The organism is Nocardiopsis sp. NPDC006832, from assembly GCF_040635885.1.
Lineage (GTDB): Bacteria > Actinomycetota > Actinomycetes > Streptosporangiales > Streptosporangiaceae > Nocardiopsis.
Genome location: NZ_JBEYLC010000002.1, coordinates 83,683 through 108,802, shown reverse-complemented (window position 1 = coordinate 108,802; position 25,120 = coordinate 83,683). Strand labels below are relative to the sequence as shown.

Genomic DNA, 25,120 nt, shown 5'->3' with positions numbered 1-25,120 from the left:
CATGAAACAGACACTTGAGGGCAGAACTCGCACAGGGGGACGCCTTGGGTGTTCTTTAAACAGATGGCGCAGTTTTACCATCAGCGACGTGCAGTCAACGGTGTTAAGGACATGAAAGGCACATGAGCGATATGTTGCCGGGCGGCGGACTGCAGCAAGACAGGTTCCCGACAGTGCGCAAGGGCGGCTACGACAAGGCGCACGTCGACGACTACTACGTCCGAATGGACAATCAGTTCAAGGACCTCCGCGAACGTCTTCAGCGGATGGACGACGAACTGGAGCAGTACAAGCGTGACCTCGCGATCGCTCGCGAGAAGGCCCAGGTCAAGCCTGAGCACGAGCAGATCAGCGAGCGTATGGCGGAGATCCTGCGGATCGCCGAGGAAGAGGCCAAGGAGCGTCGTTCCCGGGTCGAGTCCGAGGTGAAGGAGGCCCAGAAGAAGGCCGAGGAGGAGGTCTCCAAACACCGTAAGGACGCCGAGGAGCACGCCGAGCGCATCGTCTCCTCCGCTCGCACCGAGGCCACCGAGATGGTCTCCGGCGCCAAGAAGGAGGCCGACCAGCTCCGCGAGCAGGCCAAGCAGGAGGGCGAGCGGCGGCTGAACGAGGCCGAGGCCCGGGCCCAGAAGATCCACGACACGGCCGATCGTCGACTGGCCACGCTCACGGCCACGCACGCCGAGGCGCTGCGTCGTCTGAAGGACATGCACTCGACGCTCGCCGAGCTGGTCACCGCCGAGGACAAGGCCGGCGCGCTTGAGATCGGTCTTTCGCGCGAGGCCGCCGTCGAGGCGGAAAAGCCCAAGGCCGAGGCTCCCAAGACCGGGCCCAAGGGACCGCAGGGACGCCCGCCGCAGAACAAGGCGCCCGAGAACAAGGCAGCCGAGAACAAGGCCCCGCAGGCCAAGGGCCCGGAGGGCGAGGCTCCCAAGGCCAAGACCCCGGAGGCCGAGCCGAAGCAGGACGAGGCCGCCGCTCAGACGCCGCCGCAGGCTCCGGACGAGGCGACGGTGCGCATTCAACCGCTGCCCGAGAACGAGCAGGGTCGGCCGGACGAGGGCAAGGGTGGAGAGCCCAAGCCTGCGGCGCCCCAGCCGCCGCAGGGGGCCCGCTTCAACGCGCCCGCTCCGGGTGGTCCGCCGAACGCGCCGCAGCAGCCGCCCGGTGGCCCGCAGCAGCCCCAGAGCGGTCCCCAGCGTCCGCAGGGTGGGCCACAGCAGGCCCCCGGAGGTCCGCAGCAGCCGCAGAGTGGCCAGGAGCAGTCCCCGACCGAAACCGGGGACCCGGGTCTCACCGGTGTCTACCGTCGTCCGGAGAGCCCGCAGCAGCCTCCGACCAACGACGAGGGCGTGCGGGTCATCCGCAAACCCTGAGGGTTCGTCGGGAAGCACTCCGCCAGGTGGCGGGTCGAGGGCGGGACGGTCGTCCCGCCCTCGGCGTTTTGTGACTGGTTGTAGGGTGTCGTCCGCCTTGTAGCAGGCTGTCGGCTACGATGCCGAAAGCCATGATGATTCGTGCGGCCATTCGGTCCGACCTCGGTGCGATCCTGCGCCTCTTGCGTGAACTCGGGGACACCACCCATACGCGGAGTGCGCACGTTCGTATGTCCTCCGCCGCGGTCCGGGCCTGGACCCGGATGGAGACCGACCCCGATCGCACCGTGCTGGTGGCCGAACGCCGCGGCCAGATCATCGGGACCCTCGACCTGATGGTCGTGGCCAACCTGACCCACGACGCCCAGCCGTGGGCGGTGGTCGACAACCTCGTCGTCGACCCCGAGACCCGCTTCCAGGGCATCGGCAGGGCCCTCATGGAGGACGCCCTGGACCGGGCCACCCGCGCGGGTTGCTACAAGGTCGAGCTGCTCTCCCACGAGAGCCGGCAGGGCGCGCACCACTTCTACCGGAACCTGGGCTTCGACGACTCGGCCGAGGGTTTCCGCCGCTACCTCTGAACCCGGGGGTGTGTGGACGACCCGGTCATGGGATGACCCGGGTCATCCTTGGCGCCGCTCTTGACCTCCGCCGCGCAACGGCACCCCCTTCATGAAGGACACCGCGACCAGCCCGATCACGGCGATGGGGATCCCCGCGACGAACACACCCTGCATCGCGTGGTCGAATGCGCCCACGATCACCTCTCGGACGGGCTCGGGCAGGGAGTGCACCAGCTCGGGCGACCCTTGGGCGGACTCGGCGGCCTGTTCCAGGCCGATCGACAGCTCCTCCGCGCCCGAGTCGACGTCCTCGATCCGGTCGGCGACCATCGCCTCCCTGGCCGCGGTGGCCGCGGCGGCCAGCTCACCGTTGAGTCGACCGACCATCACCGCCCCGAAGGCCGCCACGCCCATGGCGCCGCCCAGGTTCCGGAAGAAGGTCACCGAGGCGGTCCCGGAGGCCATGTCACGGAGCGGCAGGGCGCTCTGCGTGGCCAACAGCAGGATCTGCATGTTGAGTCCGAAGCCCAGGCCCACGCACATCTGCCCGACGACGATCGTGGTCAGCCCGGGGTCGACCTGCGCCAGGCTCAGCACGGTGAAACCGATGACGCACAGCACCATGCCCACCACCGGGTAGACCTTCCAGCGGCCGGTACCGCTGATGGCGTACCCGGAGCCGATCGAGGTGGTGAGGAAGGAACCCACGAGTGGCAGCGTCATCAGTCCGGAGACCGTGGGGCTCATGCCGTGCACCATCTGCAGGTACTGCGGCATGTAGATGATGAGCCCGAACATCATCATGCCGACGGTCACAGAGCCCGCGGAGGCCAGCACGAAGGTGCGGTCCCGGAACAGGCGGGTCGGGATGATGGGTTCGGCGGCGCGACGTTCGACCAGGACCGCGGTGAGGGTCAGCAGTACCGCGCCCGCTCCCATGACGTAGGCGGTCGGCGAGTTCCACGGGAACTGGGTCCCACCCAGGCTGAGCAGGACGATCACCGTGCTGGCGGCACAGAAGATCAGTGCGGCCCCGAGCCGGTCCACCGGCGCTTCACGGCGCGGGGCGAACGGCATCCGGAACATGAACTGGACGACGGTGAAGGCCACCACGGCGAGTGGAACGGTGATGAGGAAGCACCAACGCCACCCCAGGGGGCTGTCCACGAGGAAGCCGCCGACCAGCGGGCCCAGCACGGTGGACACACCGAAGACCATGCCGATCAGACCGCTGTAGCGGCCACGCTCACGCGGGGAGACGACATCGCCCAGGATGATGTTGGGCAGGGTGGCGAGCCCGCCGACCCCCAGTCCCTGGAGGGCTCGCGCGGCGATGAGCCAGTTGATGTCCTGGGCGAATCCGGCGGCGAGTGAGGCCACGATGAAGACGCCGAGGGCGATCTGGAAGAGGAGTTTGCGTCCCCACAGGTCGGAGAGCTTGCCCCAGACCGGCGTGGAGGCGGTCATGGTGAGCAGCGCCGCCGTGGCCACCCAGGCCAGCCGATCCTGTCCGCCGAGTTCGCCCATGATGGTGGGCAACGCGGTCCCGATGATCGAGTTGGTGAGCATCGAGGTGAGCATCGCCAACACGAGACCGACCATGATCCGGCGCACGACGGGCCGTGGCGGGTAGTCGGGGGTCTCGGGAACGGGGCCGGACGTCGGTGCCGCCGCGGGATCCTCGGGGGTTTTCGCCTTCGGGACGGGTTCTCGGGTCTTCGACATTGCGCGCGGCGACTGTTCCATGGGTTCCCCGTTCCGGACGCACGAAAGCCCCACGGCACGACAACCGGGGGGCGGCATCCGGATTCAGGTATAGGTAAACGCTGTTGACCTGTCAAGTCGGCGTCACTCGAACGCCGCCGGTATGCGCTGGGTCCACGGAGGTGGGACCCTGGAATCCTGAAAGTCGGATCGAGGCCCCAAGGGGTGCAGATGGAGCGTCCGGACGCGACCGGAAGCGGTGCCACCGTCCCCACGCGCCGCCGTGAGGTGACCAGGGAACGCATCCTCACCAGCGCCAAGGAGCTCTTCGCACAGGAAGGGTTCGGTTCGGTCTCCTCTCGGATGATCGCCTCGCACGCCGGGGTGAACGTCGCGCTGATCAACCGGTACTTCGGTTCCAAGGCCGGGCTGCTCACCGAGATCCTGCGCGAGGACGGCGTCTTTCCCCGCCTCATCACCGACGGCCCGGTCGAGGAACTACCTCGTCGACTCGCCGAGCACGCGGTGGGGCGGTTGCACGGGGAGGGGAGCACACTACAGCGGGCCTTGGACCACTCGGCCGGGGATCCGGACTTGCAGGCCGTCTACCAGGGGCGACTCAAGAGCGCGTTCATCGAACCACTCGTCGAGTACCTGGGGCGGGAGAACGCCGAGGTGCACGCCTCCCTGCTCGCCGCCGTGTGGCTGGGCCTGGGACGGGTCCGACGCATCGAAGGTGGTGAGGCACTGCGCGGGCACGACCGCACGCGGCTCACCGCGCGGATCCAGGCCATGTTGGAGTTGTGCCTGGAGGACCTCGGAACCCCGGACCCGGACGATCCCTAGAGCTCCCGTGCTCGTGCCGGCCGGGGCGAACGCCCGTTGCCGTACCGGCAAGGGAAGTGGCCACGCGGATCGCCGACGACGAGAGTGTGGTCGGAGGTGGTCGATCAATGACCCAGGAGCACGGAGCCGCGCCCCAAGAGATGGGCGAGGACTTCTGGAACGAGCGTTACCGGTCCAAGGACCGGATCTGGAGTGGTGAGCCCAACCGTCATCTGGTGGCGGAGGTCGCCGGACTCGAACCCGGACGCGCCTTGGACGTGGGCAGTGGGGAGGGGGCCGACGCCCTGTGGCTGGCCGAGCGGGGGTGGCGGGTCACCGCGGTCGACATCTCGTCCGTGGCACTGGACCGCGCCGAGGCCCACGCGCGGGAGCGGGGCGCGGAGATCTCCGAACGAGTCACGTGGCTGAAGGCCGACGTGACCCGCTGGTCTCCGCCGGGACCGCCCTTCGACCTGGTCACGGCCCAGTTCATGCACATGCTCCCCAACCCCCGGGCGCGCCTGTTCGCCGACCTGGCCGCGGTGGTGGCGCCCGGTGGCGAGCTGTTGGTCGTCGCGCATCACCCGAGCGATCTGAAGACCGGGGTGCCTCGGCCGCCCATGCCGGAACTGTTCTACGAGGGCGAGGCTGTGACCACGGCGCTCACCGAGGGGGAGTGGCGGGTGCTCGTCGACGAGTCCCGCCCGGGGCGACAGACGATCGACGACGTCACCTACACCGTTCACGACCTCGTGGTCAGGGCCCGCCGTTCGGGGTAGGTACCGCGAAGGGCGGGTCGGCCGCCCCGGGGCCTTCCGGGGCGGCCCGACCTCAGTCCTTGAGCTTGGCGACGACGTCGATCTCGACGAGGATGTTCGCGAGGTCGGAGCCCACGGTCGTCCGCACGGGGTAGGGGGCGGTGAAGTGTTCCGCGTAGACGGCGTTGAACTCGGGGAAGTCCGCCCTGAGGTTCTCCAGGTGGACGGTGGCCTTGACGACGTCGTCCAAGGTCAGCCCGTGTTCGGCCAGGACGGCGGCGATGTTGGCCAGGACCTGGGCGGTCTGTTCGCCCACGGTCGGCGCGACGCGCCCCGTCCGGGGGTCCTGGGGGCCGAACCCGGCGGTGAACAGGAATCCGCCCGCGACGACGCCCTGGCTGTAGGCACCGGCGGGGACGGGGGCCCGGTCGGTCTGGACCGCCTGCTTGGACATGGGGTCTCCTTCGGTCGGAGGGTCGCGTGCACATGCGCGCGCCGCTGCTCGTGCGGACTCAGGGCGGCCACGGGCACTTTTATTGGCAACAAAGTTACCAATTATTTGCCCGTAAGCGTATCTTGGGCCACACCGACACCCGCGCTTCGGCGCGCCGGGCGACGGTGACCCGAACGGAGGAACAGTGCAGCCCGAGACCGTACTCAGTGGGGGACGGGTCGTCGACGGCTCGGGCGGCCCCTCCCGCCTGGCCGACCTCGTCCTACGCGACGGCCGCATCAGCCACATAGTCTCGCCCGGATCCGCTCGATCCGCCGGTGAGACCCTCGACGTGAGCGGCCTCGTCGTCGCACCGGGCTTCGTCGACATGCACGCCCACTCCGACCTCGCCCTGCTCGCGGACCCGGCCCACGAGGCCAAGGTCCGCCAGGGCGTCACCCTCGAAGTGCTCGGCCAGGACGGACTCGGCTACGCCCCCGTCACCGACGACACCGTCGAACCGATTCGCGAGCAGATCTCCGCCTGGAACGGCACCCCCGACCTGGACCACACGTGGCGGAGCGTGGGCGAGTACCTGGACCGCGTCGACCGTGGGGCCCCCACCAACGCCGCCTACCTCGTCCCCCACGGCAACGTCCGAATGGCGGTCCTGGGCAACGAGGACCGTCCGCCCACCGACGCCGAACTCGACCGGATGCGCGCCATGGTGGCCCAGGGCATGGCCGACGGAGCGCACGGACTCTCCACCGGACTGACCTACACCCCGGGCATGTACGCGACCGACGACGAGATCGTCGCCCTCCTCGGGCCGGTCCGGGAGGCCGGCGGCTACTACTGCCCCCACCACCGCAACTACGGTTCCCGGGTCGTGGAGTCCTACCAGGAATGCCTGGACGTGGCCCGCCGCGCGCACGTCCCGCTCCACCTGGCCCACTGCCACGTCAACTTCCCCCGCAACCGAGGGCGGGCCCGCGAGGTCCTGGACGCCATCGACGAGGCCACCGTCCGCTTCGGACTCGACGTCACCCTCGACAGCTACCCCTACCGGGCCAGCGCCACCTACCTGGCCGCTCCGTTGCCGAGCTGGGCGCAGGAGGGTGGTACCACCGCCACCCTCGACCGGTTGAGCGATCCGGACACCCGTGGCCGGATCCTGCGGGAGGTGGAGACCAAGGGCACCGACGGCAACCACGGCGTCCCCATGGACTGGGGGACCCTCGTCGTCACCGGCACCGCCGACCCGGGCCTGTCCTGGGCGGTCGGGCACTCCATCGCCGACCTGGCGGCACGTAGGGGCGAGGAACCGGGGCGTCTGTACGTCGACCTGTTGGTCGCCGACGAACTCCGCAGCGGCTGTCTGCTCCAGGTCGGCAACGAGGAGAACATCCGCACCATCATGCGGCACAGCGCGCACACCGCCGGCAGTGACGGCATCCTCGTCGGTGACCGGCCGCACCCGCGTGGTTGGGGCACCTTCCCCCACTACCTGGGCCACTACGTTCGCGAACTGGGCCTGCTCAGCCTGGAGGAATGCGTGCGGCACCTGACCTCCCGGCCGGCGCAACGCCTGGGCCTGGCCGACCGCGGCACCATTCAGTTGGGGGCCCACGCCGACCTCGTCGTATTCGATCCCGACACCGTCGCCGCCCGCGCCACCTACGACGACCCCCGCCGTACCCCGGTGGGTATCGAACACGTGCTGCTCTCCGGCGAGTTCACCGTCCGGGACGGTCGACGCACCGATCGCCTCCCCGGACGCTCGGTGCGAAGGAACCGCCGATGACCGCCATCGTCGATCTCGACGAGGCCGGGGCCGTGTCCACCTCGCCGAGAACGTCGCAGGACTTCTTCTGTTCGAGGGACAGGGGTAACGTACGAAACGTACGCTACGTACATGATCAAGGGGATTGATGTCATGGCGAACATGGGTGCGGGCGACGTCAGAGAGAACTTCTCCGACACTCTCAACCGGGTCTCCTATGGGCATGAACGAGTCACCATCACCCGGCGTGGACGCGTGGTGGCGGCGCTCATCTCATCTGAGGACCTGGAGCTGCTCGAAGCGCTTGAAGACGCTCGCGACGCCGCTGAACTCGAGGACGCCATCGCGCAGGACGACGGAGAGCGGATCCCGCTCGACCAGGTCGAGCGGGAGTCTCCCCGGTGACACGGTATGAGGTCTACTTCTCGTCGGCCGCGGCTCGACAACTGCGCAAGTTGGAAGAGCGGCAGCGCAAGCGGGTCCTGCACGCGGTGAGAGGCCTGTCCGAGGACCCCCGCCCTCCAGGGGTCAAGGCATTGCGAGGAAGGGTCGGCTACCGGATCCGGATCGGTGACCACCGGGTCCTCTACACGGTCGATGACGGTGTCATCGAGGTGTGGGTGGTGAAGGTCGGTCACCGTCGCGATGTCTACGAGTGACCGGGGTCGGGGTCAGCCGATGACGATGGCGCCGGCCAGGACCGGGGTGCCGAAGCGGACACTGCCGTGACCGGAGGCCAGGGTTCGGCTGCCCTGACAGCTGGTTCCGGCGAACAACGCGAAGCGTGAGTCCCCCTCGATCTCCACGACACCGCCCTGGCCGGTCTCCAACACTCGGCAACCGCCGTTCTCCACGTTCTGTTCGTGTCCCGACTCGAAGGTGACCCGGACCGGGGTGGTCCGATCCTTGTCGGACATGCCCGAGATGGCTCCAGCGATGGTCGCGGACATGGTGGCAAGGTTCGCAGGGCGGATCGGCACGGGGTTCCCCTCTTCGGAAGGCTCGCGCGAGCCCGGAAAGACACGGCGGAGATGGTTACTCTGTGTCATTTAGCTACAGGTTCGCGTGATCGGAGTGGAACGTCGGCGGAGTGTCGGCGGAATTTCTCCCTTGGCCGAGCGGCGACTTTGTCCGTATGATGGTGGCCGGATGTGATCGCGGTCGGTGGCTGCGGTGACCGAGATCGAAGGGGGTCGGGTGCACTACCTGCTTCCCCTGTTCGACTTCCTCCTCCTCGGCGTCCTTCCCACCGAGCTCCTCGGTCTCGGGACCCAGGGACCGGCCCTCGTGCTGGTGGCGGTGGCCGTCGGCACGGCCCTGACCTGGATGGTCCTGCACGGAACGGCCCCGTGGCCGGTCGGCGACAGCGCCACCGGCGCCGGTCGCGCGATGCGGCGGCGTTCCGCCCGACTGCCCGTCCTCACCCTCCGCGATCCCGACGCCGCGGGTCGACCACGCCCCCGAGCGCCAGGACAGGCCCTTCCGGCCGCTCTCTAGACTCGTGCGCCTCGCGGTGACCATGTCCCGCCCCGCGCTCTGACACGCGTCCCCTCCCGTGTCCGGCGCGGCCTCGTGCGCACCCCGATCCACGATGAGCGGCCCACGTCCGAACTCTCCACCTGGACGAAGGGCCTTCCACCTTGTACACCTTCGGGCCGATCGCGGCTCTCATCGACGTGCTCTCGGCGACCCTCGCCGTACTGACCGACCTGCTCGCCCCGTTCTCCGGGGCCTTCGCCGCCGGTCTGGCGGTGATCGCGCTGACCGTGGCCGTGCGCGTGCTACTCCTGCCCCTGGGGGTGGCGCAGGTGCGCGCGGAGAAGCAGCGCGCCCGCCTCGCCCCGCGTCTGGCGGCGATCACCGAACGCCATGGCAAGAACCCCGAAAGGCTGATCGCCGAACAACGCAAGGTCTACTCCGAGGCGGGGACCGGGCCGATGGCCGGCTGTCTCCCGGGGCTCGCTCAGGTTCCGATCATGTTCGCCCTGTACGGGCTGTTCATCGGGGTCGCACCCGGTACGGAAGAGCTGTTGCGGCGCACCTTCGCCGGGGTCGAACTAGGTGCCACCCTGGCCGGCGGTTCCTTCGCTCCGGTATTCGTCGTGATGCTGGTCGTGCTGGCGGCGGTGGCCTGGGCCAGCCGTCGGTACGTCATGTTGCCGACCATGCAGGTGGGCCCCGCTCGGCCGCCGATGCTCGGGGCCCTGTCCTACCTGCAGTTCTTCACCGTGCTCGTCGCGGTGTTCGTGCCGTTGGCCGCGGGACTGTACCTGTGCGCCTCCACCGCGTGGGCGCTGGGCGAGAAGCTCGTCCTGCGTCGGCTCATCCCCGACTAGGGGCTCAGAACTCCACGGTCACGCAGGCCAGGCGGTCGCCCGCCGTGCCTGCGTGGCCCTCGTGGGTCGCGGTGTGCTCGTCGTGAAGGACCAGGGAGTTGGCCTCCCCCTCGCGGAACTCCCAGTCGACCGTGGTGGTGACGTAGGCGTTGCCACTGGAGTCGGTGGTCATGTCCAGCCACACCTCGTTCTCCGGGTTGGCGTAGGCCGGGTCGGCGGAGGGCTCGTCCTCCGTCGCGGCCGGGTCGACCTCGTCCTGGTAGTGCGGTCCGGCGTCGGCGGGGTCCTCGCCACAGGGCTTGGTGTGCACGTGGGCGCCGAAGTCCCGGTCGGCCTCCAGCCCGGTTCCGGTGAACTGTACGTACGTGGCCCCGTCCTGGACACGTACCTGGACGTCGGCGGTGGCGCCTTCGGGCACGGCGGTCTCGTCGTAGGTGACCGCGCCGGTGCTCTCACTCGGGGGAAGGAAGATCGACGCCGTCACGCTGGGCTCGGCGGTGGGCTGGGCCGAGGGGCCCGCGCCGGAAGCGGAGCCGTCGTTGGTCGTGGGTGCTCCCTGTGCGCACCCGGCGACGAGGAAGGCGGTCAGTGCCAGACCCACGGCGGGTGAGGTGGTGCGCATGTCGGGACTCCCGGGAGATAGTCGCTTGATGTCCGCAACGTTACCCAATGTGTGTACCTGATAACAGCGAGTGCGGAAATTCTGATGTGCCCGGAGGAACGAAGCGCTCGCGGAGAATGAACGCGTCGAGTCGGGTCCGTCGCCCTGTGGGGGTTCCAAGCTCGTCCCGGCATACTCCGGCGAAGGGACCGTACCAGTCCGAGGGGCGCGGTCAGGCCCGGGCCGAACACCGCGAGCGCGGCCATGCGCACGGCGGGGCACCGTTGTCACCGCCCTTCCAACGACGAGGACCTCTGAGCGTCGGGTTCGTCCCGAAAGCCGGCAGACTGTGCGTCGAACCCACGACCTCTGCTGAACAGGCGACATGCGAACGATCAGACGCGGCGGCGAACACGAGATCGAGATCAAGAAGTCCCGGTTCATCTGCGCCATGGCCAGGGTGGACGGCGAGGAGGCCGCGCGCGCGTTCATCGCCGAACGTCGCAAGGAGCACTGGAACGCCAACCACAACTGCACCGCCTACGTGCTCGGTGAGGACGGTGGGGTCCAGCGTTCCAGCGACGACGGCGAACCCGCCGGGACCGCCGGGGTGCCCATGCTCGAAGTGCTGCGCCACCGGCGGATCACCGACACCGTCGCGGTCGTCACCCGCTACTTCGGTGGCACCAAGCTCGGTGCCGGCGGCCTGATCAGGGCCTACGGCAACTCCGTGTCGGCGGCGGTGGAGGAGTTCGGTCTGCTGGAGCGCCGGTCGCTGCTGGTGGTGGACGTCCACGCCGACTACGTCCTCGGTGGGCGGTTGGAGAGTGACCTGCGCGACTCTTCGCTCAACGTTCGCGCCGTCGCCTACGAGGAGCGGGTCCGTATCGAGGTGGCCCTTCCAGAGGACGAGCTTCCCGCGTTCGAGCTGCGCCTGGCCGAACTGACCGGGGGCCGCGCCGAGTTCGAGGTCCAGGGGACCACCGTGATCGAGGTGGAACCCGACTCGGACGCCTGAACGTTCGGTGCTCACGTACAGGTAACGAGTGGTGGGCTCCGTGTATCCACTTGACCGCTTCGCGGCTTAGGATTTGCCGTAATCATCATCGTTTCATCGGGAGAGACCGTCAATGCGCAGCTCACGCGTGCCCCAGGCCCTGACCTGTGGTCTCGTGGTGCTGATGGTCGCGGGATGTACCGGTGATCCGGAACCCCCGGAGTCACCGGCCGAGCAGGAGACCGCCCCCATCCCCACCGAGTTCGAGGGGGAACCCCCGCCCGGAATCGAGGGTGAGGTCCTGCGCCACCTGCACGGCGAGGACGCGGGTGTCCACGAGATCCTCGACGACCCGATGGGAGTGCGCATCAGCCCCGTGGGCGGCGCCTTCCTCATCAGCTCCGGCGGCGAGGACCGCCACCTGCTGCACGACGCCGCCACCGGTGACCTCCTCTGGGAGGGCGAGGCGCGTTTCCGGGGTTTCGACGTCGACACCGAGGGCGACCCGGTCCTGGCCCTGAGCGACACCGACGATCGACCGTTCGTGCTGGACGCCCGCGGACAGACCCTGTGGGAGCCCGCCGGGGAGGAGGACCGCTACCTGGACGGGCTGGCGGTGCGCCGACCGAGTGAGTGGAGCGCCGAGGAACCCGACGGCGACTACACGGTGCTGGACGTCGACGGCGAAGAGCTGTGGACCTACACCCTCGAACCCGAGCCCGACGAAGAGGACGAGGAGTCCGAGGAGCCTGGTGAGTCCGAGGACGAGGAGACCGAAGCGGAACCGGTCGACCCGCTGGGCGTTCCGGTCTCCGCCTGGGATGACACGATCCTGCTAGAGGACGCCGAATCGGGCCTGCACGCCTACTCGGTCGCCCCCGAGGAGGCCGGTGAGCACCTCTGGTCGCTGGACACCGAGAACGAGGAACTCGGTCTGTCCAACGCCCCCATGAGCGTCCCGGAGGTCCTCGGACTGTACGAGGTCCCGGACCCCGAGGCCCGGGAGACCGGGGACGAGGAGACCGACGGGGAGGACGTCGACGAGGAGGCCCCCGAGGAGGAGCCCACCAAGGACGTCATGCTGTTGCGTTGGGCCCAGCCCGAGGCGCCCTCGACGCTGTCCGCGCACGACATCGACGACGGCGATGTCCTGTGGACGCTTCGGGAGCCCGGGGCCAACCCCGTCTCCGCCCTCTTCGAGGAGGCCGGTACCCCCGGAGGGCTCTACGACTCCGACACCGCCACCCTCTTGCTGTCCCAGGCCAGCGGCGGCGCTCCCATGGTCGCCGTCGACCTGGTGGCGGGCGAGATCCGCTGGGGCCTGGAAGACGAGGCGGGAGCGATCTCCCCCGCCTTCGCACACGCCGGGTTCGTCTACGGGGACACCCGCTCCAACGAGGACGGCGACAACCAGTTGGTGCTGGAGGCCGAGACCATGGACGTGGTCGCCGACGACCTGGACGCCTACGTGGAGGCCGTCACGGAGACCGGGCACGCCATCCTCGTCCAGGGCCGACAACGGTTCGTCTACGGCCCGGGCCCCGAGGCCGACTCCGACGTCGACGGTGAGACCGACGCCCCCGCGGAGGACGCGAGTTAGAGGTCCACCCCCTACTCCGCGGACGGCTGTCCGGGTGGACGCGGTACGAGACGGGAGAGTGAAGCCCATGGGAGCTCGCTCCTTGGCCCTGCTCGCCGTCGTGAGCCTCTTCTCCACCGCGTTGCCGTGGGGCTCGAACGCCTGGGCCCGGACGGCGGAAGGGGAGACGACCGAACTCTCGGAGATCGCCGAGGCCCTGCGCGAGGACCCCGTGTACGTCGACGACCACATGGCCGAGGCCGTGGGCGCCGAAACGATCGATGAGATCCGCTCGTACGTCGAGGGAGGGCCCCAGACCGTCTACGTCGTGCTCGCCGAGGTGGACGAGGAGACCGGAGAGGCGCCGGCGCTCATCGCCGCGCGGGCCGGGGTCGACGGTGTCTACCACATGGGTCATGGATTCGGTGTGGCCGGAACCGAAGACGGGGCCCAGGAGAGCATCCGTCTGGCCGATTGGAAGGCTGAGGAGGGCGGGGTGGAGCCGACGCGCCCCGAGCTGCTGTCGGAGTCGATCCGCCTGTTCCAACGGGACGACTTCGTGAAGGAGTACAACACGATGGTCGCCGAGACATTCCAGGACCATGAGGAGAAGGAAGAGGAGGGCGACGATTCGTGGACGACCGTCGCGCTCGTGTCCGCGGGCCTCAGAATCGGCCTGATGCTTCTCGTCCTGGTCGGCGTGATCCGGCTGAAATGGGCCAATGACAAGAAGAACGACAAGAAGTAGGTGATGGATCCCGAGGTGCCGCTGTGGCGGCCGGGCCGGCCGATCGCCTCCTCTCGGGCCGGGGCGTCGACCCCGCCACGTTCTCCGGGGGACCGCACCCCGGATCACCGAAACCGAACGGTGTTCTCTACCATCTCGGAGTATGGACGTTCCAGAGAGCGGGTCCGCCGAGGCCCTCGACCTGGCCGAGGGTTTCCCGGCGGCCACACATGAGCGGTGGCGCGAACTCGTCGCCGGGGTGCTGCGCAAGAGCGGTGTCGCCGAGGACCGCCTGGAGCGGACGCCCGAATCGGTGCTCGCCACGCACACCCTCGACGGGTTCGACATCGATCCCCTCTACACCTCCACACCGCCGGCGCCCGATCCCGGTTACCCCGGGCTGGCGCCGTTCACCCGCGGGTACCGCCCCGGTGGTGGCGTGCCCGGCGGATGGGACATCCGCGCGCGCCACGACGACGCGGACCCGGCCGAGCTGCGCAGGCGTATCCACAACGACCTGATGAACGGCGTCGCCTCGCTGTGGATCGGCGTGGGCGGTGACGGTCTCCCGGTCTCCCGGCTGGGAGAGGCCCTCGCCGACGTCTACCTCGACCTGGCTCCGGTGGTGCTGCGGGCACCCGGCCCCGAGGCCTTCGACGCGGCCCGGGCCCTGCTGGCGGCGCACACCGACGCCGACGTCCCCGACGGTCGGGTCATCTCCCACCTGGGCCTGGACCCGCTCACCACGGCCGCCCTGGCCGGCGAGCGCCCCGAGGTGGCCGACGCCGCACGGTTCGCCGCCGAACGGGCCGCCCACCACCCGCACCTCGGACTGTTCGTCGCCGACGGCACCCTGGTGCACAACGCGGGCGGGTCCGACTCCCAGGAGATCGGCGCGGCCATCGCCGCCGGCACCGCCTACCTGCGCGCCCTCGTCGAGGCCGGCCTGGACGTGGCCGACGCCGCCGGGCGGATCGAGTTCCGACTGGCCGCCAACGCCGACCAGTTCGCGGTGATCGCCAAGCTCCGCGCGGTCCGCGCCATGTGGAACCAGGTGCTGGAGGTCTCCGGGCTGCCGGCCGACCGGCGCGCCATGCGTCTGCACGCCACCACCTCGGACGCGATGCTCACCCGCCGCGACCCGCACGTCAACATGCTGCGGACCACGATCGCCTGCTTCGCCGCCGGGGTGGGCGGCGCCGACACCGTCACCGTCGCGCCCTTCGACTCCGCCCTCGGGCTGCCCGACGACTTCGCCCGGCGCATCGCCCGCAACACCCAGTCGCTGCTCATCGAGGAATCGCACCTGGCGCGGGTCATCGACCCCGCCGGCGGCTCCTTCTACGTGGAGTCCCTCACCGGGGACCTGTATCGCGCCGGATGGGGTTTCTTCCAGGAGCTGGAGCGGTCCGGCGGTGTCGCGGAGGCCATCGCCCGCGGTGAGCTGCGTGCCGCCGTCGACAAGGTGTGGGAGCGCCGCCGACAGGACCTGGCCACCCGTGCCGCACCGCTGACCGGGCTGAGCGAGTTCCCGAACCTGGACGAGACGCCGCTGGTGCGCGAGGTCGACCCCGGTCGGATCGAACCGTCCGCCGACGGCTTCCCGGTACGCCGCTACGGGCAGGACTACGAGGCACTGCGCGACCGTTGCGACGCCCAGGAGACCGAGACCGGCCACCGCCCCACCGCGTTCCTGGCCACGCTGGGCCCGGTGGCGGTGCACACCGCCCGCGCGTCCTTCGCCACCAACCTGCTCGCCGCCGGTGGGATCACCACCGACTCGCCGGGGCCGCTGGAGGACCCGCGCTCCGCGGCGGAGGCCTTCGCCGCCTCAGGGCACCGGGTCGCGGTCATCTGCTCCTCCGACAAGATGTACGCCGAGCACGCCGAAGCGCTGGCACGTGCCCTGAAGGGAGCCGGTGCCCGTCGGGTCCTGCTCGCCGGGGCACCGCGCGACGCCTACCGCGAGGCGGGGGTGGACGTGTTCGCCCACAAGGGCTGTGACGCGGTCGCCCTGCTCTCCGACCTGGTGGACGTCCTCATCACCGATCCGCCCGTCAGCACCACCGACGCCCAGGGGGCGAGCTCATGATCCCCGACTTCTCCGACATCGCACCGGAGCCACCGGCCTTCACCGGGCAGGGGTCCCAGGGCGGCGCCGACTGGCGACGGGCCCTGGAGGAGGCGACCGGTAAGGCCGCCGACGCCCTGGAATGGGAGACCCCCGAGGGAATCGGGGTCAAACCGCTCTACACCCCCGCCGACCGGGCCGGCCTGGACTTCGTCGATGGGCTGCCGGGCGTCCCGCCGTACCTGCGCGGGCCCTACCCGACCATGTACGTCAACCAGCCGTGGACCATCCGCCAGTACGCCGGGTTCTCCACCGCCCAGGAGTCCAACGCCTTCTACCGGCGCAACCTCGCCGCCGGACAGAAGGGCCTGTCGGTCGCCTTCGACCTGGCCACCCACCGCGGTTACGACTCCGACCACCCCCGGGTCGCCGGCGACGTCGGCATGGCCGGGGTGGCCATCGACTCCATCTACGACATGCGCCAACTGTTCGACGGCATCCCGTTGGACAAGATGAGCGTCTCCATGACCATGAACGGTGCGGTGCTGCCCATCCTGGCGCTGTACATCGTCGCCGCTGAGGAACAGGGTGTGCCACCCGAGAAGCTGTCGGGGACCATCCAGAACGACATCCTCAAGGAGTTCATGGTCCGCAACACCTACATCTACCCGCCGACGCCGTCGATGCGGATCATCTCCGACATCTTCGCCTACAGCTCCCAACGGATGCCGCGGTTCAACTCCATCTCGATCTCCGGCTACCACATGCAGGAGGCCGGGGCCACGGCCGACCTGGAGCTGGCCTACACGCTCGCCGACGGGGTGGAGTACATCCGTGCCGGTCAGCGCTCCGGTCTGGACGTGGACGCGTTCGCGCCGCGGCTGTCGTTCTTCTGGGCGATCGGCATGAACTTCTTCATGGAGGTGGCCAAGCTGCGGGCCGCCCGCCTGCTGTGGGCGCGTCTGGTCAAGGACCTCGGCGGGACCAAGGACAAGTCGTTGAGCCTGCGCACCCACTCGCAGACCTCGGGCTGGTCGCTCACCGCGCAGGACGTGTTCAACAACGTGGCCCGCACCTGTGTGGAGGCGATGGCCGCGACCCAGGGACACACCCAGTCACTGCACACCAACGCCCTGGACGAGGCGCTGGCCCTGCCCACCGACTTCTCCGCGCGCATCGCCCGCAACACCCAGCTGTTGCTGCAGCAGGAGTCCGGAACCACCCGGGTGGTCGACCCCTGGGGCGGCAGCTACTACGTGGAGAGCCTGACCCACCAGCTCGCGACCAAGGCCTGGGCGCACATCGAAGAGGTCGAGAAGGCCGGTGGAATGGCCGCCGCGATCGACGCCGGCCTGCCCAAGATGCGCATCGAGGAAGCGGCCGCGCGCACCCAGGCGCGTATCGACTCGGGCCGTCAGCCGGTGATCGGCGTCAACAAGTACCGGCCCGACACCGCCGACGAGATCGAGGTGCTCAAGGTCGACAACACCCGCGTGCGCGCCGAACAGCTGGAGAAGCTGCGCCGCCTGCGCGCGGAACGCGACGACGACGAGGTGCGCGCCGCGCTGGACGCGCTGACCGAGGCCGCCGGACGCGAGTCCAAGGCGGACGAGAACCTCACCGACAACCTCTTGGCCGCCGCGGTGAACGCCGCCCGCGCCAAGGCCACCGTGGGGGAGATCTCCGACGCGATGGAGAGGGTCTTCAACCGTCACTCCGGTCAGATCCGTACCATCCAGGGTGTGTACAAGGACGAGGCGGCCGGCAGCACCGACGCGGCCGGGCTGATGGACCGGGTGACGGCGCGCGTCGACGGGTTCGCCGAGGAGGAGGGGCGTCGTCCCCGCATCCTGGTGGCGAAGATGGGCCAGGACGGTCACGACCGCGGTCAGAAGGTCATCGCGACCGCCTTCGCCGACCTCGGCTTCGACGTCGACGTGGGCCCGCTGTTCCAGACCCCGGGAGAGGTCGCCGCCCAGGCCGTGGAGGCCGACGTGCACGTGGTCGGGGTGTCCTCCCTCGCGGCGGGGCACCTGACCCTGGTTCCGGCGCTGCGCGAGGAACTGGCGGCGCTCGACCGCTCGGACATCATGATCGTGGTCGGCGGGGTCATCCCCCCGGGTGACTTCGAGGAGCTGCGCGAGGCGGGAGCGTCGGCGATCTTCCCGCCGGGCACGGTGATCGCCGAAGCCGCCATCGACCTGCTCGACGAACTCGAACAACGTCTGGGAACGGACCTGGAAGGGGAGTGACCGTGACGGCGCGCAGGAGTCGTTCGGTGGACGTGGACGCCCTGGCCGAGGGGGTCCTGGCCGGACACCGGCCGACCCTGGCCCGGGCGATCACCCTGGTGGAATCGCGCCGTCGTGACCACGCGCGCTCCGCCCAGGAGTTGTTGGTGCGGTTGCTGCCGCACACCGGTAAGGCGCATCGGGTGGGGATCACCGGGGTGCCCGGGGTGGGCAAATCGACCTTCATCGACGCGCTCGGCGGCCGGTTGACCTCGAACGGGCATCGGGTGGCCGTGCTGGCAGTGGACCCCTCGTCCACCCGGACCGGTGGCAGCATCCTCGGTGACAAGACCCGGATGTCCGAGCTGGCGGTCGACCCGAACGCGTTCATCCGTCCCTCGCCCACGGCCGGAACCCTCGGTGGGGTGGCCCGGGCGACCCGGGAGACCATGCTGCTGATGGAGGCGGCCGGGTTCGACGTGGTCCTGGTCGAGACGGTGGGTGTCGGGCAGTCCGAGGTCACCGTCGCGGCGATGGTGGACTGCTTCCTCTTCCTCACCCTGGCGCGCACCGGTGATCAGCTCCAGGGCATCAAGAAGGGCGTCCTGGAACTGGTGGACGTCGTGGCGGTGAACAAGGCCGACGGGCCGCACGCCGACGACGCCCGCAAGGCCGCCCGGGAGCTCTCCAGGGCCCTGCGGCTGCTCCAGCCCGTCCACCCGGAGTGGCGTCCGCCCGTGCTGACCTGTAGCGGCCTGACCGGCGACGGGCTGGATCGGGTGTGGGAGACCGTGCTCGAACACCGGTCCGTGCTGGAGAGCGACGGTGCCCTGGCCGAGCGTCGCAGCGCCCAGGGCGTCAGTTGGATGTGGGACCAGGTTCGGGATCAGTTGATGGACACCTTCCTGCGCGACCGGGAAGTGTCGGATCTCATCCCGGGCATGGAGGCGGGGGTGCGCTCGGGGGAGACCACGCCCACCCTGGCCGCTCGCACTCTGCTGGAGTCCTTCACGCAGCGTGATGGCGTCCGAGAGGCGGGTACGGAACGTGACCGGTCCGAAGAGGACACCGAAGCCCTCCGGGGAGCAGCCGACGGCACCGGTTCCGATGTCGTGAAATAACCCAGTGTCAACGGTCGAAACCCGGACACTGGAACGAGGTTCTCGCCCATGAGGCGAAAATTTCTTGCCCGATGCCATTCCCGTCGCGGCGGTTCGCTTATACCGTGTGTGTCCAACGACCGACCAGATCGCTCGGGCACGAGGGAACCCTCCGCACCGGATCGGCTCTGTGGGAGTGGAGCCGGGCCCGGTGGTCGTACCCGGTCGGGCTGCGTATGGTTAAGCGAGGGACCCCTCACCATCTGAACGTGGGGCCGGGAGGAGTGAACGTGCACAGGCTCGGACTGAGCACGCGGGTCGAAAGCCGCAGCGTGATCGTCGCGATCGAGGGAGAGCTCGACATCGCGACCGCCGCAGACCTCCAGGAACACATCGGGGCCACGATCGAGGACCACGGTCCGTGGCTCATCCTGGATCTGTCCGCGCTGGACTTCATGGACTCCAGCGGGCTGAACGTCATCATCAACGCCTACCGGACCGTTCGTGAGCAGAACGGTTCACTGTCGTTGGCCGCTCTGAACGAACGAGTCACCAAGGTCGTCCGCCTGGTCGGCCTGCACCGTCAGGTTCCGGTCCACCAGACCGTCGCCACCGCGATCGCGGCGATGGAGGCCCTGGAGGCCAAACGGCAGGCCGGCTAGCCGCCACTCGAACCCGTCGAGGCCCCGTGGCCGCCGCCTCGGGGCCACCACGGCCCTCCAGCGGTCGGTCACGCGCCCTCGGGGTCATGTCCGCTCCGTCGCACGGTCCTCCACAGAGCCTGATGTAATAGATGTACATCTGGTGCATTGAATGCATGAGTGAATCCGTCACCGCGACTATGTCCGAGGTACGACGTCACTTCGCTGACGCCATCGAGCGGGCACGTCATGAGCACACTCCGACCTTCATCACACAGCGGGGCAAGGCCACGGCGGCCATCGTCGATGCGGACGAGTATCGGCGTCTCCTTCGGCTCGAACAAGCTGCGGAGGACGAGTGGCTGAACCGTCTTGCCGACGAGTCCGAGCGGGAAGGGCGTGAGCACACCATCACCCTGGAGGAGATGGCGCGCGAACTTGCTCAAGGTCCGGAGTGAACCGGTACGTCACTCGGTTCACAACCGCTGCCAAGCGCAGAATGCGCCGTATACCCAAGGATGAAGCGGTTCGGGTCCTGCGCAAGTTGTCAGAGCTACAGGACGCTCTGGAAGCCGGTGACACCAGTGCCCTGGATATCAAACCCCTGACTGGTCAGCATGGTCGCTGGCGATTGAGGATCGGGGATTACCGTGCTGTCTACACGCTGGACAAGGACGATGACGGGCAGCCGGTCGTGTGTGTCCTTGTCATCCCCGTTGGGGATCGACGGGACATCTACGGACAGGGCTTTTGAGTGATATCTGATGGACAGGAGAGCGAAGTGGGCATATGAGCCCGCCACCGATCGATCGGTGACGGGCTCACATGGAGATACGGAACGGTTCAGCGCACGCCGAGCAGGTGCTCCAGGGCCAGTTGGTCCAGGCGCTCGAAGTGATAGCCGCGCCGGCCCACCTCATCCAGGTCCAGGTCCTCCTTGAGCAGGTCGGCGACGCTCTCACCGGGGGACAGGGTGGACTCGGACAGTTCCGGCACCCGGGCCTCGGCCAGCGCGACGGCCACCGCCGGGTCGGCGCGGAACGCCGCGGCCTTGTCCTTGAGGATCAGGTAGTTGCGCATGCACGCGGCGGCGGACTCCCACACCCCGGACATGTCCTCGGTCCTCGGCGGCTTGAAGTCGAAGTGCTTGGGGCCCGCGTAACCGGCCCGCTCCAACAGGTCGACCAGGAAGAACGCCTCCTTAAGGTCGCCCGCGCCGAAGCGCAGGTCCTGGTCGTACTTCACGCCCCGCTGACCGTTGAGGTCGATGTGGAACAGCTTGTCCGCCCACAGCGCCTGGGCGACGCCGTGTACGAAGTTGAGCCCGGCCATCTGCTCGTGGCCGACCTCGGGGTTGACCCCCACCATCTCGGAGTGTTCGAGGCTGTTGATGAACGCCAAGGCGTGGCCGACCGTTGGCAGCAGGACGTCGCCACGCGGCTCGTTCGGCTTGGGCTCGATGGCGAAACGCAGGTCGTAGCCCTGATCGCGCACGTACGAGCACAGCAGGTCGAAGGCCTCTCGGAGACGGTCGAGGGCGGCGTGGTCGTCCTTGCCGGCCTCGGACTCGGCGCCGTCCATGCCGCCCCAGCACACGTAGGTCCGCGCACCGAGCGAGGCGGCCAGGTCGATGTTGCGGATGACCTTGCGCAGCGCGTATCGACGTACGTCGCGGCTGTTGGAGGTGAAGCCGCCATCCCGGAAGACCGGGTGGGAGAACAGGTTGGTGGTCACCATCGGCACGGTCAGCCCGGTCTCCTCCAGGGCCGCGGTGAACCGGGCGACGATCGCGTCGCGTTCGGCGGTGGTGCTGCCGCGCGGAATGAGGTCGTCGTCGTGGAAGGTGACGCCGTGCGCGCCGAGTTCGGCCAGGCGGCGGACCGCCTCCACGGGGTCGAGCGGGGGGCGGACGGCGTCACCGAAGGTGTTGACGCCCTGCCATCCCACGGTCCACAGACCGAAGGTGAAGTTGTCCTCTGGGGTGGGCTGGTGATCGGACATGGCTGCGCTCCTGGGGGGTGTCGGTCCGGGGCCGGACGCGATCAGTTTGTCTAGAGTCACAACTAATTGTCAACGGGGCAGCGGAAGGTCTCCCGTCTCCAGGGAGTGGATCATCACCGCGGCGCCACCCCGGGCCGCCGCGCTCATCCCCAGATCCGAAGGCTCCACTCGACAACCGCCCGCGTCGGGGGCGAAGGACCGCGCCAACGCGGCCTCTCGACACCGTGGGAGCAACCACGGCGCCAGCGGTACGAAGTAACCGCCCAACACCACCGCGCCCGGGTTGACCACGTTGACCAGCACGGCCACCGCACGGCCCAGCCATTCGCCCGCCCGCTCCAACACGCCCAGAGTGGTGGGATCACCCGCCTCGGCGCGCTCCACCGTCGACGCGACCAGACCGGCGACGTCGCCCCCCGAAGAGCCGGGCAGCGCCTCGCGCAGGATCGCCCCCACACCGGCGAGAGCCTCCAGACAACCCCGCCGACCACAGGAGCACTCCGGGCCGTTCGGCTCCAGTTCCAGGTGCCCGACCTCCCCGGCCCACCCACCGGAACCGCGCACCAGCTCACCGCCGGTCAGCACACCCGCGCCGATGCCGACCTCACCGGTCAGGTACACCAGGTCCGGGATGCCCGCGCACGGACCGAACCGGAACTCGGCCATCGCGCCGAGGTCGGCGTCGTTGTCCACCAACACCGGAACCCCGTCCAGGGAACCCCGGACCAGGTCCCCCAGTGGTACGTCCCGCCACCCCAGGTTCGGCGCCCGGGTCACCACCCCCGACGGCACGTCGATCAACCCTGGAACGGCGACGCTCACCCCCACCAGGCGGCGTCCCCGTAACGCGGGATCCCCCGCGACCTCCCGCAGCGCCTCGGAGATCCTCCGAGCGCACTCCTCGGCCCCCTCGGCCCGGGCGTCCAAGGGGACGTGGCGTTCCACCAGTCCGCGGTTCAACAGGTCCACCGCCACCACCGAGAGGTAGTCGACGTTGACCTCCAGCCCCACCGCCGCCACCGACCGGTCGTCCAAGGCGAGCAGTACCCCGGGCCGGCCCACCCTGCGCTGAGAGGTCTCCCCGGTCTCCCTGACCAGCCCACGCTCCATCAGGTCGGCGACCAGGCTGGAGACGGTGGTCTTGTTCAGACCGGTGTTCGCCGCGACGGCCGCCCGAGAACACGGAGCCGACTCCCGCACGGTCCCCAACACCGACCGCAGGTTGGTCTCCCGGACGGTCTGGAAGCTGACCCTCTCCAACAGGACCTCCTGGAAAACCCGTTGCCCGTGCCAGGGCCCGCTGCTTGGATTCCCATCATGCTGCCTCCCGACCCCTTCCGCGAACAGCCCACCCTCCACGGACGCGGAGTGCGGCTCGTCCCGCTCGGTGCCGAGAACGCCGACGACTTCGTTCCGGCGATCCTCGACCTCGATCCGCGGGTGCGTCGTCTCACCGGCACCCACCGGATCTTCACCGAGGAAGAACTGCGTGCCTTCGCCGCGAGCCGCCCGGACCACCACGACCGGGCCGACTGGCTCATCTACGCCGACGACACCTGTGTCGGGGACTGCGCCCTGATCGACTTCGACCCGGACAACGCCGGGGTGGGCTACCGGATCGCCCTGCACAGCATGGATTTCACCGGTCGGGGTCATGGCACGGCCGCCACCGACGCCGTCCTGAAGTACGCCTTCGAGACCGTGGGGCTCCACCGGGTGGCGCTGGAGGTGTTCGACTTCAACACCAACGCGCGGCGTTCCTACGAGAAGTCCGGGTTCGTCCGTGAAGGGGTGTGGCGCAAGCAGCTGCGTTGGGACGGCGAATGGCACGACGCGGTATTGATGTCGATCCTCGACGAGGAGTACGCGCTACGGTCGGAGGATGCCGGTCCCTGACTTCCTCAAGCGCCTGCGCGAACACGTCGGCCACGATCTGCTGCCCCTGGTCGGGGTGACCGCGGTGGTGCTCGACCAGGACAAGGTCCTCCTGCACCGACGTTCCGACGACGGTCGCTGGGCCACCCCGGGCGGGATCCTGGAACCGGGCGAACAGCCGGCGCCGGCCGTGGTCCGTGAGGTGTGGGAGGAGACCGGAGTGCGCATCGAGGTGGAGCGCCTGGTCACCGTGATCACCCAGGAACCGCACACCTACCCCAACGGCGACCAGGTGCAGTTCCTCGATCTGGCCTTCCGCTGCCGACCCGTCGGCGGTGAGGCCCGCGCGGACGACGACGAGAGCCTGGAGGTCGGCTGGTTCGCCCAGGAGGAACTACCGCCCATGGCCGACCGCATCCTGGAACGCATCCACAAGGCCCGCCATCCCGAGGGCACGCCCTACTACCTCCGGTGAGCCCCGGCGAGACCGCGAGGCCCGACGCGCGGGGGAGCGGTCGGACCGTCCCGGTCTCACAGGAGAACGCGTCCTCTGCGGCTGCGGTCCCGGAGCGCGGCCATCCGCCGGACGTTGCCCGGCCGCCGCGACAGCAAGTGGTACACGAACAACGAGGGGTCCCGGTCGACCGACGCCCGAGCGGCCATCTCACCCAGGTTCACCCGCGTGTACAGATTCGATCCACCCGCGAACAGCCGTACCGCCGAAGCGCCCTCGGGCACGTGCGCCAGACCGTGGTCGTCCGCTGTGTACTCCCGCGTGCGAGCCAACGACGAGCCCAGTCCCGGGACGAGTTCGGCCCCCAGGATCGCGAGGCGCTGCCAGTAGCCGGTGTGCCCGGAGGTGATGTGCCCGATCTGGTGGGCCACCAGGAACGCCATCGCGTCGGGGTCGCGCGGCCGGCCGGAACCATCGAGCAGGGCACCGGGAAGCACCAGGTACCTGCGCAGCCCGTGCCCGGAGGCGTCGGTGCGCGCTGACGCCTCCCCGCGCCGCACGTACGCCTCTGGAGCCTTGGGCGCCCCCATCTCCCGGGCGAGGGAGACCACCACGCGGTACACCTCGGGGAACTGGGTGGGGGAGACACGCACCGACTCCGCGCGTTCACGGGCGTACCTCAGACCGCTCGCCCACCAGCACACCAACGGCACCGCCCCCAAGGCCGTAACGGCCCACGGGAGCGACCAAATCGACCACAGCAGATGGAACAGGGCGCTCATGATCGCCACCGACACCACCGTGCACAGGGCGAACAGCGGCCGTTCCCAGGGGTGCCGGGGGGACAGCACCACGTGGTCCTCGGAATCCTCGGCGCACAGTTCGGGCGCATGATCGTTGAGGAAGGTCGGCCGTGGTGTGTGGTGGGTCCTGGACATGGTGGCGCGACCGGGGACCGTGTGGACCGAGCAGGCCGGGGCGGGCGCTCCGGGCGGCGTGGCGTGTTGCATGCTGCTCCCCTCAAGCCGCCGTGGACACGGGTTCACTGTTCCCGGAGCCGCCGGC

27 protein-coding genes are annotated in these 25,120 nt (G+C 69.3%); 20 read left to right on the top strand and 7 right to left on the bottom strand.

The window, feature by feature from the left end; all coding sequences use genetic code 11:
* Nucleotides 1–131: 131 nt before the first annotated feature.
* Entirely contained in the window at nt 132–1,376 is a 1,245-nt protein-coding gene (locus ABZ717_RS01525) for a cell division protein DivIVA (RefSeq protein WP_358504074.1), read from the top strand.
* 131 nt (nt 1,377–1,507) lie between these two features.
* Nucleotides 1,508–1,957 (top strand): GNAT family N-acetyltransferase, encoded by a 450-nt coding sequence (locus ABZ717_RS01520; RefSeq protein WP_358503812.1) that lies wholly within the window; start codon nt 1,508–1,510, stop codon nt 1,955–1,957.
* A 42-nt stretch (nt 1,958–1,999) separates the two neighbouring features.
* On the opposite strand, the gene ABZ717_RS01515 is transcribed toward ABZ717_RS01520, so the two are convergent.
* Nucleotides 2,000–3,685, bottom strand: a complete 1,686-nt coding sequence (locus tag ABZ717_RS01515) for an MDR family MFS transporter (protein ID WP_358503809.1) — start codon at nt 3,683–3,685, stop codon at nt 2,000–2,002.
* 189 nt (nt 3,686–3,874) lie between these two features.
* On the opposite strand from ABZ717_RS01515, the gene ABZ717_RS01510 reads away from it, so the two are divergent.
* Together ABZ717_RS01510 and ABZ717_RS01505 are read left to right on the top strand one after the other, a co-directional pair.
* Nucleotides 3,875–4,489, top strand: coding sequence for a TetR family transcriptional regulator (locus ABZ717_RS01510; RefSeq protein WP_358503806.1), 615 nt, complete (start codon nt 3,875–3,877; stop codon nt 4,487–4,489).
* A gap of 107 nt (nt 4,490–4,596) precedes the next feature.
* Nucleotides 4,597–5,247, top strand: coding sequence for a class I SAM-dependent methyltransferase (locus ABZ717_RS01505; RefSeq protein WP_358503803.1), 651 nt, complete (start codon nt 4,597–4,599; stop codon nt 5,245–5,247).
* Between the two features lie 52 nt (nt 5,248–5,299).
* Here ABZ717_RS01505 and ABZ717_RS01500 read toward each other — a convergent pair whose 3' ends face one another.
* Complete coding sequence (locus ABZ717_RS01500; protein ID WP_358503800.1) at nt 5,300–5,680, bottom strand: Rid family hydrolase; 381 nt, start codon at nt 5,678–5,680, stop codon at nt 5,300–5,302.
* Nucleotides 5,681–5,864: 184 nt separating this feature from the next.
* Here ABZ717_RS01500 and ABZ717_RS01495 point away from each other — a divergent pair, with 184 nt between their 5' ends.
* The 3 genes from ABZ717_RS01495 (at nt 5,865) to ABZ717_RS01485 (ending at nt 8,101) form a co-directional block, all read left to right on the top strand.
* Complete coding sequence (locus ABZ717_RS01495) at nt 5,865–7,463, top strand: D-aminoacylase (protein WP_358503797.1); 1,599 nt, start codon at nt 5,865–5,867, stop codon at nt 7,461–7,463.
* 111 nt (nt 7,464–7,574) lie between these two features.
* Nucleotides 7,575–7,847 carry a type II toxin-antitoxin system prevent-host-death family antitoxin gene (locus tag ABZ717_RS01490; protein ID WP_358503794.1) on the top strand — a complete coding sequence of 91 codons (273 nt, stop codon included), beginning with the start codon at nt 7,575–7,577 and terminating at the stop codon, nt 7,845–7,847.
* Nucleotides 7,844–8,101, top strand: a complete 258-nt coding sequence (locus tag ABZ717_RS01485; RefSeq protein ID WP_358503792.1) for a type II toxin-antitoxin system RelE/ParE family toxin — start codon at nt 7,844–7,846, stop codon at nt 8,099–8,101. The genes ABZ717_RS01490 and ABZ717_RS01485 overlap by 4 nt, the downstream gene beginning before the upstream one ends.
* Before the next feature lie 12 nt (nt 8,102–8,113).
* Here ABZ717_RS01485 and ABZ717_RS01480 read toward each other — a convergent pair whose 3' ends face one another.
* A complete protein-coding gene (locus ABZ717_RS01480) occupies nt 8,114–8,422 on the bottom strand; it encodes a hypothetical protein (protein WP_358503789.1) in 309 nt (102 codons plus the stop codon).
* Between the two features lie 217 nt (nt 8,423–8,639).
* On the opposite strand from ABZ717_RS01480, the gene ABZ717_RS01475 reads away from it, so the two are divergent.
* Complete coding sequence (locus tag ABZ717_RS01475; protein WP_358504071.1) at nt 8,640–8,939, top strand: DUF6412 domain-containing protein; 300 nt, start codon at nt 8,640–8,642, stop codon at nt 8,937–8,939.
* A gap of 143 nt (nt 8,940–9,082) precedes the next feature.
* Nucleotides 9,083–9,778: a membrane protein insertase YidC gene (yidC, locus tag ABZ717_RS01470; RefSeq protein ID WP_358503786.1), complete on the top strand. Its 696-nt coding sequence runs from the start codon at nt 9,083–9,085 to the stop codon at nt 9,776–9,778.
* 4 nt (nt 9,779–9,782) lie between these two features.
* Here the strand turns inward: yidC and ABZ717_RS01465 are convergent, their stop codons facing one another.
* On the bottom strand, nt 9,783–10,400 hold the full coding sequence (locus tag ABZ717_RS01465; protein ID WP_358503784.1) for a superoxide dismutase family protein: 618 nt from the start codon (nt 10,398–10,400) through the stop codon (nt 9,783–9,785).
* Nucleotides 10,401–10,764: 364 nt separating this feature from the next.
* Here ABZ717_RS01465 and ABZ717_RS01460 point away from each other — a divergent pair, with 364 nt between their 5' ends.
* From ABZ717_RS01460 to ABZ717_RS01420, 9 genes are all read left to right on the top strand, one after another.
* Nucleotides 10,765–11,397: a YigZ family protein gene (locus ABZ717_RS01460; protein WP_358503781.1), complete on the top strand. Its 633-nt coding sequence runs from the start codon at nt 10,765–10,767 to the stop codon at nt 11,395–11,397.
* Nucleotides 11,398–11,509: 112 nt separating this feature from the next.
* The gene (locus tag ABZ717_RS01455) at nt 11,510–12,976 is read left to right on the top strand and encodes a PQQ-binding-like beta-propeller repeat protein (protein WP_358503778.1); all 1,467 of its coding nucleotides are present in this window, start codon (nt 11,510–11,512) and stop codon (nt 12,974–12,976) included.
* Nucleotides 12,977–13,043: 67 nt separating this feature from the next.
* Nucleotides 13,044–13,703 carry a hypothetical protein gene (locus tag ABZ717_RS01450; RefSeq protein WP_358503775.1) on the top strand — a complete coding sequence of 220 codons (660 nt, stop codon included), beginning with the start codon at nt 13,044–13,046 and terminating at the stop codon, nt 13,701–13,703.
* Nucleotides 13,704–13,845: 142 nt separating this feature from the next.
* Entirely contained in the window at nt 13,846–15,774 is a 1,929-nt protein-coding gene (locus tag ABZ717_RS01445) for a methylmalonyl-CoA mutase family protein (RefSeq protein WP_358503772.1), read from the top strand.
* Entirely contained in the window at nt 15,771–18,005 is a 2,235-nt protein-coding gene (gene scpA / locus ABZ717_RS01440; RefSeq protein ID WP_358503769.1) for a methylmalonyl-CoA mutase, read from the top strand. The genes ABZ717_RS01445 and scpA overlap by 4 nt, the downstream gene beginning before the upstream one ends.
* Nucleotides 18,002–19,105: a methylmalonyl Co-A mutase-associated GTPase MeaB gene (gene meaB / locus ABZ717_RS01435; protein ID WP_358503765.1), complete on the top strand. Its 1,104-nt coding sequence runs from the start codon at nt 18,002–18,004 to the stop codon at nt 19,103–19,105. The genes scpA and meaB overlap by 4 nt, the downstream gene beginning before the upstream one ends.
* A gap of 269 nt (nt 19,106–19,374) precedes the next feature.
* Complete coding sequence (locus ABZ717_RS01430) at nt 19,375–19,746, top strand: STAS domain-containing protein (protein ID WP_358503762.1); 372 nt, start codon at nt 19,375–19,377, stop codon at nt 19,744–19,746.
* A 155-nt stretch (nt 19,747–19,901) separates the two neighbouring features.
* Complete coding sequence (locus tag ABZ717_RS01425) at nt 19,902–20,183, top strand: type II toxin-antitoxin system Phd/YefM family antitoxin (protein WP_358503759.1); 282 nt, start codon at nt 19,902–19,904, stop codon at nt 20,181–20,183.
* On the top strand, nt 20,180–20,479 hold the full coding sequence (locus ABZ717_RS01420) for a type II toxin-antitoxin system RelE/ParE family toxin (protein WP_358503756.1): 300 nt from the start codon (nt 20,180–20,182) through the stop codon (nt 20,477–20,479). Before ABZ717_RS01425 ends, ABZ717_RS01420 begins: the two co-directional genes overlap by 4 nt.
* 89 nt (nt 20,480–20,568) lie before the next feature.
* On the opposite strand, the gene xylA is transcribed toward ABZ717_RS01420, so the two are convergent.
* Nucleotides 20,569–21,726 carry a xylose isomerase gene (gene xylA / locus ABZ717_RS01415; RefSeq protein ID WP_358503753.1) on the bottom strand — a complete coding sequence of 386 codons (1,158 nt, stop codon included), beginning with the start codon at nt 21,724–21,726 and terminating at the stop codon, nt 20,569–20,571.
* Between the two features lie 69 nt (nt 21,727–21,795).
* Nucleotides 21,796–22,986: an ROK family transcriptional regulator gene (locus ABZ717_RS01410; RefSeq protein ID WP_358503750.1), complete on the bottom strand. Its 1,191-nt coding sequence runs from the start codon at nt 22,984–22,986 to the stop codon at nt 21,796–21,798.
* Nucleotides 22,987–23,043: 57 nt separating this feature from the next.
* On the opposite strand from ABZ717_RS01410, the gene ABZ717_RS01405 reads away from it, so the two are divergent.
* The gene (locus tag ABZ717_RS01405; RefSeq protein ID WP_358503746.1) at nt 23,044–23,622 is read left to right on the top strand and encodes a GNAT family protein; all 579 of its coding nucleotides are present in this window, start codon (nt 23,044–23,046) and stop codon (nt 23,620–23,622) included.
* Nucleotides 23,609–24,076 carry an NUDIX domain-containing protein gene (locus tag ABZ717_RS01400; protein WP_358503743.1) on the top strand — a complete coding sequence of 156 codons (468 nt, stop codon included), beginning with the start codon at nt 23,609–23,611 and terminating at the stop codon, nt 24,074–24,076. The genes ABZ717_RS01405 and ABZ717_RS01400 overlap by 14 nt, the downstream gene beginning before the upstream one ends.
* Nucleotides 24,077–24,132: 56 nt before the next feature.
* Here ABZ717_RS01400 and ABZ717_RS01395 read toward each other — a convergent pair whose 3' ends face one another.
* Nucleotides 24,133–25,065: a M48 family metallopeptidase gene (locus ABZ717_RS01395; RefSeq protein ID WP_358503740.1), complete on the bottom strand. Its 933-nt coding sequence runs from the start codon at nt 25,063–25,065 to the stop codon at nt 24,133–24,135.
* Nucleotides 25,066–25,120: the final 55 nt, after the last annotated feature.